This is a genomic window from Protofrankia sp. CiP1_Cm_nod3 (assembly GCF_982290655.1).
In genome coordinates, this window is sequence record NZ_CEVIVD010000003.1 from 11,073 (window position 1) to 17,636 (window position 6,564).

The window sequence follows — 6,564 nt, forward strand, 5'->3', positions numbered from 1 at the left end:
GCCAAGGCCGCTCCCGCCAAGGCCGCTCCCGCCAAGGCCGCTCCCGCCAAGGCCGCGCGGACCGACGATTCGACGAAGGGGAGCTGACCATGCCGGTTACCCCGGTCCTCACCGGACGCTGGAACACCCCCGGCTCCTGGACACTGGCCGTCTACGAGAGCACCGACGGCTACCAGGCGCTGCGGCAGGCCCTGGAGCTGGGCCCGGACGACATCATCAAGATTGTCAAGGACTCCGGGCTGCGCGGCCGCGGCGGTGCCGGCTTCCCCACCGGGATGAAGTGGAGCTTCATCCCGCAGGGCGACGACAAGCCGCACTACCTGGTGATCAACGCGGACGAGGGCGAGCCCGGCACCTGCAAGGACGCGCCACTGATGATGGCCGACCCGCACTCGCTGGTGGAGGGCATCATCATCGCCTCCTACGCGGTGCGGGCCCACCGCGCCTTCATCTACCTGCGCGGGGAGCTGGTGCACTGCGGGCGCCGGCTGCGCGCCGCGGTCGCCGAGGCGTACCAGGCCGGCTACCTCGGCCGTGACATCCTCGGCAGCGGCTTCGACCTGGACCTGGTCGTCCACTCCGGGGCCGGCGCCTACATCTGCGGCGAGGAGACCGCGCTGCTGGACTCGCTGGAGGGCCGCCGCGGCCAGCCCCGGCTGCGCCCGCCGTTCCCGGCGACCCACGGGCTGTACGCGTCCCCGACCGTGGTCAACAACGTGGAGACCATCGCCACCGTGCCGTTCATCATCCGGCGCGGGGTGGAGTGGTTCCGCTCGATGGGCCGGGAGCGCTCGCCGGGGCCGAAGATCTACAGCCTGTCCGGGCACGTGACCCGCCCGGGCCAGTACGAGGCGCCGATGGGGACCACCCTCGCCGAGCTGCTGGATCTCGCCGGCGGCATCCGCGGCGGCCGGCGGCTGAAGGCGTGGACGCCCGGCGGCTCCTCGACGCCGATGCTCACCGCGGACCATCTCGACGTCCCGCTGGACTTCGAGGGGGTCGCCGAGGCTGGCTCCCTGCTCGGCACCGCCGCCATCATGCTCATGGATGAGACCGTGGACATGCTCAAGGTCGTCCGGCGGCTCACCCAGTTCTACGCGCACGAGTCCTGCGGCAAATGCACGCCCTGCCGCGAGGGCACCACCTGGATGGTCCAGATCCTCTCCCGGCTCGAACGCGGTGACGGCGACGCCGAGGACGTCGACACCCTTGTCGACGCCTGCGACAACATCTTCGGCCGGGCCTTCTGCGCGCTCGCCGACGGCGCCACCTCACCGATCGTCTCCGGGATCAAGTTCTTCCGGGACGAGTTCGTCCCGGCCACCCCCACCGACCGCGTCGCCGGCACGCCGGACGCCTTCGCGGGAGCTCACTGATCACTATGACAACCGTGTCGAAGAGCAGCGCCTCGCAGCCCCCGGCCGAGCCCGCGCCGCCGGATCTCGTCACCCTGACCATCGACGGCATCGCGGTCAGCGTCCCGAAGGGGACACTGATCATCCGGGCCGCCGAGCTGCTCGGGATCGAGATCCCGCGGTTCTGCGACCATCCGCTGCTCGACCCCGTCGGCGCCTGCCGGCAGTGCATCGTCGAGGTCGAGGGCCAGCGCAAGCCGGTCGCCTCCTGCACGACCACGGTCGCGGCCGACATGGTCGTGCGCACCCAGCTCACCTCGCCGGTGGCGCAGAAGGCGCAGGCGGGGACGCTGGAGTTCCTGCTGCTCAACCATCCGCTGGACTGCCCGGTCTGCGACAAGGGCGGCGAGTGCCCGCTGCAGAACCAGTCGATGGCCAACGGTGGCGCCGTCTCACGGTTCCGGGAGGCCAAGCGGACCTACCCGAAGCCTGTCGCCATCTCCAGCGAGATCCTGCTCGACCGGGAGCGCTGCGTGCTGTGCGCGCGCTGCACCCGGTTCTCCGCGCAGATCGCCGGCGACCCCTTCATCGAACTGTTCGAGCGGGGCGCCAACGAGCAGGTCTCGATCAGCGAGGACGAGCCGTTCCAGTCCTACTTCTCCGGCAACACCGTGCAGATCTGCCCGGTGGGCGCGCTGACCAGCGCGGCCTACCGGTTCCGGGCCCGGCCGTTCGACCTGGTGTCCACCCCGACCGCGTGTGAGCACTGCGCGGCCGGCTGCGCGCTGCGCACCGACCACCGCCGCGGCAAGGTCCGGCGCCGGCTCGCCGCCGACGACCCGGCCGTCAACGAGGAGTGGAACTGCGACAAGGGCCGGTTCGCCTTCACCTACGCCGACGGCGCCGACCGGCTGCGCACCCCGCTGGTCCGTGACGACGCCACCGGGGAGCTGGTCGAGGCGTCGTGGAGCGAGGCGCTGGCCTTCGCCGCCCGCGGGCTGGCCGAATGCCGGGACCGCCACGGCGTCGGCGTGCTCGCCGGCGGCAGGCTCACCCGTGAGGACGCCTACGCCTACGCCAAGTTCGCCCGCGTCGCCCTGCGCACCAACGACGTGGACTTCCGGGCCCGGCCGCACTCGGCCGAGGAGGAGGCGTTCCTCGCCCACGCGGTCGCCGGCACCGGCATCGGGGTCACCCACGCCGGTCTGGAAGCCGCGCCCGGCGTCCTGCTGGTCGCGCTCGAGCCCGAGGAGGAGGCGCCGACGATCTTCCTGCGGCTGCGCAAGGCCGCGCAGAAGCAGACCACGGCGATCTTCTCGCTGGCCCCGCTGGCCACCCGCGGGTTGTCGAAGATCTCCGGGACGCTGCTGCCGGTCGTCCCCGGAGCCGAAGCCGCCGCCCTGGCCGCCCTGGCCGGGCCGGTCAACAGGATTCAGGACGGGACCCAGTCCGCGGCGGCCGCCGCGCTGCGCGCCGACGGGGCGGTGATCCTGGTGGGGGAGCGCGCCGCGCAGGCCCCCGGGACGCTGACCGCGGCGCTGCGGCTGGCCGAGGCGACCGGCGCGCGGCTGGCCTGGGTGCCACGCCGGGCCGGGGAGCGCGGCGCGCTCGCCGCCGGCGCACTGCCATCGCTGCTGCCGGGCGGGCGCCCGGTGGCGGATCCGGTGGCCCGCGCCGAGGCCGAGGAGATCTGGGGTGCCGTCGTCCCGGCCGAGCCGGGCCGGGACACCGCGGCCATCCTCGCCGCCGCTGCCGCCGGTGAGCTCGACGGGCTCGTCGTCGCCGGGGTGGACGTCCACGACCTGCCCGATCCGGCCGCCGCCCTGAAGGTGATCGCCTCCGTGCCGTTCTGCGTGTCCCTGGAGGTGCGCGCCTCCGCGGTGACCGAACTCGCCGACGTGGTCCTGCCGGTCGCGCCGGTGGCGGAGAAGGCGGGCTCGTTCGTCAACTGGGAGGGACGCCTGCGCGCGTTCCAGCGGGCCCTGGAGACCGCCGCGCTGCCGGACCTGCGGGTGCTGCACATCCTGGCCGCCCGGATGGGGATCGCCCTCGGTGTGGACGACCCCGGGGTGGCCGCGCGCGAGCTGGCGAGGTTCGGCCGTGCCGGTGCCGGGATCAACCGCGTGCCGGCGCCGGCGGCCGAGCAGCCCGCGCTGCCCGAGCCGGCACCGGGCCAGGCGGTGCTCGCCAGCTGGCACCAGCTGATCGACGACGGCCGGCTGCTCGACGGCGAGCCCTACCTCGCCGGGACGGCCCGCCCGCCGCGGGTCAGGCTGTCGGCGGTGACGGCCGGTGAGATCGGCGCGGTCGACGGCGCGCCCGTCAGCGTCAGCACCGGCCGCGGCACCATCACCCTCCCCCTGGAGATCACTTCGATGCCCGACCGGGTGGTGTGGCTGCCGGCCTTCTCACCGGGCTCCCACGTCCGTGCCTCGCTCGCCGGGCGTGCCGGCGAAGTGGTGAACATCAGTGTGGCCGCCGGCGCCCCGGACGGCGGCCATGATCTTGTCGACGCCGTCGCGGGCAGCGGCGCGGAAGGCCGGTCATGAGCTACTCACCCTCGTTCGCGCCGGTGCTGGCGGCCGGTGCCACCGACCCGGACCTGGCCGTCTTCGGTGACGACCCGTTCTGGCTGATCCTGCTCAAGGCCGTGGCGGTCTTCGCCTTCCTGCTGCTGATAACGCTGTTCGCGATCGTGTTCGAGCGCAAGGTCGTGGCCCGGATGCAGCAGCGTGTCGGCCCCAACCGGCACGGCCCCAAGGGCTGGCTGCAGAGCCTCGCCGACGGCGTGAAGCTCATGCTCAAAGAGGACATCATCCCGGTTCTCGCCGACCGGCCGGTCTTCATCCTCGCCCCGATCGTCTCGGCGATCCCGGCGTTCCTCGCGTTCGCGGTGATCCCGTTCGGGCCCGAGGTGTCGATCTTCGGTGAGCACACCAGCCTGCAGCTCGCGGACCTGCCGGTGGCCATCCTGTTCGTGCTGGCCGCCTCGTCGCTGGGCGTGTACGGGCTGATCCTCTCCGGCTGGGCGAGCGGGTCGACCTACCCGCTGCTGGGGTCGCTGCGCTCGGCGGCGCAGATCATCTCCTACGAGGTCGCGATGGGGCTGTCCTTCGTCGCGGTCTTCCTCAACTCCGGGACGCTGTCCACCTCGGGCATCGTGGAGGGCCAGAGCCACTGGTGGAACGTGGTGCTGGTGCCGTCCTTCATCATCTACTGCATCGCGATGGTGGGTGAGACGAACCGGACGCCGTTCGACCTGCCCGAGGCCGAAGGCGAGCTGGTCGGTGGTTTCCACACCGAATACAGCTCGATCAAGTTCGCGTTCTTCTTCCTCGCCGAGTACATCAACACCGTGACCGTGTCCGCGGTGGCGACGACGCTGTTCCTCGGCGGGTGGCAGCCGCCGCCGATCCCGTACTTCTCGCACTTCGACACCGGCTGGTTCCCGGTGATCTGGTTCGTGCTGAAGCTGCTGGCGTTCCTGTTCCTGTTCATCTGGCTGCGCGGCACGCTGCCCCGGCTGCGCTACGACCAGTTCATGGCGTTCGGCTGGAAGGTCCTGATCCCGGTCGGGCTGGTGTGGCTGCTCGCCGTGGCGACCTTCAAGGTCTACCGGGAGAACGTCACCGACCGGACGCCGTGGCTGATCGGTTTCGGGATCGCCACCGGCATCCTGCTCATCGTCACGATCATCGATCCCGGTGCGCGCAAACACCGGGAACGTCTTGAGGCCGCCGAGCAGGAGCGCATCCGTAACGCGCCCAGTCTGGACCGGATCCCGTGGCCGCCGCCCGCCGCTACGGCCGACGCGGCCGGCGCGGCCGGCCGGCCGCCGTCCGTCACCGGCCCGGACCGGTCGTCGTCCGCCACCGTCATCGTCGCGGGTGGACCGCGGCAGGAGAGCTGAGCCATGGGGATCCTCGACCCGTACAAGGGATTCGGCGTCACCTTCTCGACCATGTTCAAGAAGCCGACGACCGAGCAGTATCCGGAGGAGAAGAAGCCGACCGCGCCTCGTTTCCACGGCCGCCACCAGCTCAACCGGCATCCCGACGGGCTGGAGAAGTGCGTCGGCTGCGAGCTGTGCGCGTGGGCCTGCCCGGCCGACGCGATCTACGTGGAGGGCGCGGACAACACCGAGGAGCAGCGTTACTCCCCCGGGGAGCGCTACGGGCGCGTCTACCAGATCAACTATCTGCGCTGCATCCTGTGCGGCCTGTGCATTGAGGCGTGCCCGACCCGGGCGCTGACCATGACCAACGACTACGAGCTCGCCGACGACAGCCGGACGGACCTCATCTTCACCAAGGAGCAGCTGCTCGCCCCGCTGGGCGAGGGGATGACGGCGCCGCCGCATCCAATGTTCCTCGGTGACAGCGAGACGGACTACTACCGGTTCGACCCGGACCGCGCCGGCCCCTTCGACGCATCCGGTCTCTCCGGCGCCGGCGCGGACGCGCCCGGCCTGGACAGCGAGCCGGAGCCGGCCCGATGAGCGCGCAGATCCTGGCCCAGGCGGCGGGGGAGATCACCCGGACGTCCACCGGCGAGGCCGCGACGTTCTGGGTGCTCGCCCCGGTGGCGGTGCTCGCGGCACTGGGCATGGTGCTCGCCCGCAACGCCGTGCACGGGGCGCTGCTGCTGGTGACGAACTTCTTCTGCCTGGCTGTCTTCTACCTGCTGCAGGACGCGCCGTTCCTCGGTTTCGTGCAGATCGTCGTGTACACCGGGGCGATCATGGTGTTGTTCCTGTTCGTGCTGATGCTGGTCGGGGTGGACTCCTCCGACTCCCTGGTGGAGACCCTGCGCGGCCAGCGGGTGGCCGCGATCATCCTGGGGTTCGGGTTCGCCGGGCTGCTGGTGTTCCCGATCGGCGGCGTGATCAACAACGGCACCACCGCGGCCGGGCTCACGGCCGCCAACGACGGCGGCAACATCCAGGCGATCGCCCGCCTGCTGTTCACCGACTACGTGTTCGCGTTCGAGATCATTTCCGCGCTGCTCATCATCGCCGCGGTCGGCGCCATGATCCTCGGGCACCGGGAACGGGTCGACGGCAAGGTGACGCAGCGGGAGATGCTGCGGCGCCGGTTCGCCGACGGGGGCCGGGTCACCCCGATCCCCGGGCCGGCCGTCTACGCCCGGCCCCAGGACGCCCGGCTGCCGGCGGGCCTGCCCGGCGGTGCCGGTCCCGGCGCGGGCCGCG

Annotated in this window: 5 protein-coding genes; all 5 read left to right on the plus strand. The window is 71.9% G+C overall.

Translation table 11 applies throughout. From position 1 onward, the window contains the following. Window positions 1-89 precede the first annotated feature (89 nt). Complete coding sequence (gene nuoF, locus AC5LUJ_RS01555; protein WP_250287492.1) at window positions 90-1,376, plus strand: NADH-quinone oxidoreductase subunit NuoF; 1,287 nt, start codon at window positions 90-92, stop codon at window positions 1,374-1,376. Window positions 1,377-1,381: 5 nt separating this feature from the next. Beyond that, on the plus strand, window positions 1,382-3,904 hold the full coding sequence (locus AC5LUJ_RS01560; protein ID WP_493464358.1) for an NADH-quinone oxidoreductase subunit G: 2,523 nt from the start codon (window positions 1,382-1,384) through the stop codon (window positions 3,902-3,904). Beyond that, on the plus strand, window positions 3,901-5,265 hold the full coding sequence (gene nuoH / locus AC5LUJ_RS01565) for an NADH-quinone oxidoreductase subunit NuoH (protein WP_250287406.1): 1,365 nt from the start codon (window positions 3,901-3,903) through the stop codon (window positions 5,263-5,265). The genes AC5LUJ_RS01560 and nuoH overlap by 4 nt, the downstream gene beginning before the upstream one ends. A 3-nt stretch (window positions 5,266-5,268) precedes the next feature. Further along, complete coding sequence (gene nuoI, locus AC5LUJ_RS01570; RefSeq protein ID WP_250287404.1) at window positions 5,269-5,853, plus strand: NADH-quinone oxidoreductase subunit NuoI; 585 nt, start codon at window positions 5,269-5,271, stop codon at window positions 5,851-5,853. Then, window positions 5,850-6,564 (plus strand): NADH-quinone oxidoreductase subunit J (locus AC5LUJ_RS01575; protein WP_493464359.1); only part of this gene is annotated, 715 nt, incomplete at its 3' end. The genes nuoI and AC5LUJ_RS01575, both read left to right, overlap by 4 nt.

What these genes read in the sequence shown, in the direction of transcription:
- nuoH (WP_250287406.1), top strand. Translation starts at nt 3,901, where the DNA reads ATGAGCTACTCACCCTCGTTCGCGCCGGTGCTGGCGGCCGGTGCCACC.
- nuoF (WP_250287492.1), top strand. Translation starts at nt 90, where the DNA reads ATGCCGGTTACCCCGGTCCTCACCGGACGCTGGAACACCCCCGGCTCC.
- AC5LUJ_RS01560 (WP_493464358.1), top strand. Translation starts at nt 1,382, where the DNA reads ATGACAACCGTGTCGAAGAGCAGCGCCTCGCAGCCCCCGGCCGAGCCC.
- nuoI (WP_250287404.1), top strand. Translation starts at nt 5,269, where the DNA reads ATGGGGATCCTCGACCCGTACAAGGGATTCGGCGTCACCTTCTCGACC.